Origin of the sequence: Frankia sp. AiPa1, assembly GCF_023243075.1 — a bacterium.
In the GTDB taxonomy this organism is placed as follows: Bacteria; Actinomycetota; Actinomycetes; order Frankiales; family Frankiaceae; genus Frankia.
On the sequence record NZ_JALKFZ020000084.1, the window covers coordinates 1 to 3,183 of the forward strand.

Genomic DNA, 3,183 nt, shown 5'->3' on the forward strand with positions numbered 1-3,183 from the left:
CCCCCCCCCCCCCCCCCCCCCCCCCCCCCCCCCCCCCCCCCCCCCCCCCCCCCCCCCCCCCCCCCCCCCCCCCACGGGGTCAGCGGGCGCGAAGCGTGATGCGGGTCCAGGCGCCGAGGTAGACGCGGTCGCCGTCGCGCAGCGGGACGGACTGGCCAGGCTCGATCGGGTCCGGCTCGTCGTTGAGCCGAGTTCCGTTCGTCGAACCGGGGTCACGCACGGCGTAACCGCCGTCGGGCAGCTGCTCGAACAGCGCATGGCTGCGGGAGATGCCCGGGTCCTCCGGCGCGCCGGACAGGTCGATGTCCGGGTGGATGCCGCGGGACTCACTGCGCCGACCGATGAGCATCTTCGGGCCGGCCAGCGCGAATCCCCGGCGCGGGTAGAAGGTCGGGAACGGGACGCGGTGGTCGTCGCCGCTGTCGTAGTACTCCCGCTCAGCCTCGACGATCGCCTCCCACACGCTTGCCCCGGCCGGGGGACGGTCGGCGTCGCGGTCCCATCCGCTGGCACCGCGCGGGTCGTCGATCGCATCACGCGGGTCACGCCGGCCCGCCCGCGGGTCGGCGGACTCCGGATCGCCGATGCGCGGGTCGCCACCGCCCTGGCGGGCGTAGCGCGGGTCGGTGTTGCGTCGCGGGTCGCCGCCGCGGGCCTGCTGGAAGCCACGGTCCGCCCCGGCACCGGACTCGACGCCAAGCGGGTCGGCCGGATAGCCGTAGCCGTCGTCGCGGCGGCCACGACGGTGCGCGTCGGGGTCGGGCTCGTCGCCGTAACCGCCACGCCCACCGCGGTCGGCGCGTGGGTCGGTGCCGCGGCCGTACGGGTCGGCGGGCTCCGCATAGCCGCCACGCCCCGCCGGTTCCGCGTAGCCACGGTCGTCCCGGGCGGGTGGGTAGCCGCCAGGCTCGCCGCCGCGGTCATCTCCGCCGCGGCCATAGCCACCACGGTCGGCGTAACCGCCGGAGCCGCGGTCGTCCGGCGTCTCGCGGCCGGGCGGGTATCCGCCGCGGTCGGCGCGTGGGTCGGTGCCCCGGCCGTACGGGTCGGCGGGCTCCGCATAGCCGCCGCGGTCGGCGGGCTGCTCCGGGTATCCGCCGCGGTCGGCGCGTGGGTCGGTGCCGCGGCCGTACGGGTCGGCGGGCTCCGGATAGGCGCCGCGGTCGTAACCGTCACGCCCGCGGTCGTCGGGGCCGGGCCGGTCTTCCCGCTGCCGGGCGTACGGGTCGCGGTCGTACCCGCCGCCGGGCGCGTCGTAGGGGTCCGCCTGGTAGCTGCGGCCACCGCGAGGCTGGTCGGCGTAGCCGTCGCGGTCGTACCCCCCGTAGGGGTCGCCACCACGGGGCGGGTCGGCCACTCCGGCCAGATCGGCCGGCGACCGCCGGATGCCGAGCGGGTCGTAGCCCCCGCTCCCCGCGGCGTCGGGACTGTCCGGCTGCGCCGGACCGCGCCGACGATGACCGCCGGCTTCGTCCACTCCGTAGGGAGACCGACCGCCGTCGTCCGGACGGTATTCGTACCTCTCCTGACCAGTCATGATCCCAATTCCGCACCGATCGCAGTAGTCGGGTTGTGAGACAGGCGCACGCTTGCGTCCAACGCCCTCACCTGATCACCGGTTCACCCGGAGGGTCCTCGTCGACCGTGGGTCAAGGACCACCTCATCGATGACCACCCCATCGATGACCATTCCCATCGATGATCAGTTCATCGATCTTCTCAACGTTGCTCTTCCACCGAACCGTACCTGTTGTGCCGACGTCGTTGTGAACCGCCTTCCGTAGGAGGTGGTGCGTGCCCCCGTTTGCCGGCGGCGTGACCCCGGGCGTGTGCCCGGGTAACTCTGGCCGTGCCTGCCGGCGACCCTGAACCGCCAGGCCCGGACAGCCCTGGTCGTACGGCCCGGAGGAGTGTCTCCGGGCAACAGTGTCGCAGTGGTCGCGCCGTGAGGATGACGGGCCTCCGGGTCGGCGTCGGCCGCGAGCGGGCCGCGCCGCGTTCGGCACCCCCGCGGCGGGGCGGACATCAGTGATCCACCCGGGCGGCGACGACCGTGATGTTGTCGTGGCCACCGGCGTCGATGGCGAAGTCCACGAGGTGCCGGGCGACCTCGATGGCCGTGCAGTGTGCCGGGAGCTGGTTGACCAGAGAGGCCATGACGTCGGGCCGGGAGGCGTAGTTCCACAGCCCGTCCGAGCAGACCAGCACTGTGGCGGGCGTCTCGATCGGAAAGATCTCGGTGTGCGGGGCGATGTCCTCCACGTCGCCGCCGAGCCAGCGGGTCAGGGTGTGCGCCCGCCGATGCGTCTCGGCCTCGCTGGCCGGGATGAGACCAGCCCGCGCGGCCTCGGCGGCCCAGGTGTCGTCGGAGGTGAGCCGCTCGCACCAGCGCGGGCCGAGCAGGTAGACGCGGCTGTCCCCGACCCAGCCGACGGTGACCATTCCCGGGCCGTCCGGAGTGGGCGGGGTGATGATGGCCGCGGCGAAGGTGCACGACGGCGCCATCCGTCCCTCGGCTGCGCTGAGCTGGGCGATCGTGTCCTGGGCCGCCTCGACCGCGGCGTGCAGGGCCGCCTCGGCATCTTCGGGGGTGAAGCCGCCCACGATCGCCTGCGGTGCGGTGCGCGGCTCGTCGTAGTCCGCGTAGTCCGGTTCCAGAACGTCCAGCATGTCGTTGGCCCGACCGCCGGCGCCGCGGGGCGGGAGCGAGTCGTGATGGACCGGATGGCCCGGGCCATGGGCCCGCACCGCGTCGGCGAGCACCGCCATCGCCGTGGCCGCCGCGGCGGAGGAGGCCTGGCCGGATCCGGGGGTGGTGGAGACCCCGTCGCACACCACGGCGATCAGCGTGCCGTAGACGACGGCAAGCCCCATCGAGTCCTCGTTCGTGGTGTGACGTACGCCACGGTCGCACACGCCCGCCAGCTCGCCGAGATCGACCTCGCTGTGATCGGCATCGCCGTGGACCGGATCGGGCCCATCCAACGCGTGCCCGCAGACCTCGCAGTAACGGTCGTCGGCATAGACGGGCGCCGCACAGACCGGGCAACGGCCGAGGTCGTCGTCGGGGTCGAAGGCGCCGGGGGGGGGGGCGGGGGGCGGGGGGGGGGCCGGGTTGAGGGGTCGGGGTGGCGACGAACGGACCGGTGCGGCGGGGCCCCGGCTCAGGTGCCGGCGAGGCGG

At 74.6% G+C, this 3,183-nt stretch carries 3 protein-coding genes; all 3 read right to left on the minus strand.

The features are described from left to right. Nucleotides 1-79: 79 nt before the first annotated feature. The 3 genes from MXD95_RS07530 to MXD95_RS07535 all read right to left on the minus strand — a co-directional run bounded on the left by MXD95_RS07530 (nt 80) and on the right by MXD95_RS07535 (nt 3,168). Nucleotides 80-1,537, minus strand: coding sequence for an FHA domain-containing protein (locus MXD95_RS07530; RefSeq protein ID WP_250639815.1), 1,458 nt, complete (start codon nt 1,535-1,537; stop codon nt 80-82). Between the two features lie 124 nt (nt 1,538-1,661). Further along, a complete protein-coding gene (locus MXD95_RS29205) occupies nt 1,662-2,072 on the minus strand; it encodes a hypothetical protein (RefSeq protein WP_374121984.1) in 411 nt (136 codons plus the stop codon). Further along, nucleotides 2,026-3,168: a PP2C family protein-serine/threonine phosphatase gene (locus MXD95_RS07535; protein ID WP_250639816.1), complete on the minus strand. Its 1,143-nt coding sequence runs from the start codon at nt 3,166-3,168 to the stop codon at nt 2,026-2,028. Before MXD95_RS07535 ends, MXD95_RS29205 begins: the two co-directional genes overlap by 47 nt. Nucleotides 3,169-3,183: the final 15 nt, after the last annotated feature.

Bases quoted from the DNA above. Each gene is read 5' to 3' on its own strand.
- MXD95_RS07530 (WP_250639815.1), bottom strand. From the start codon at position 1,537: ATGACTGGTCAGGAGAGGTACGAATACCGTCCGGACGACGGCGGTCGG.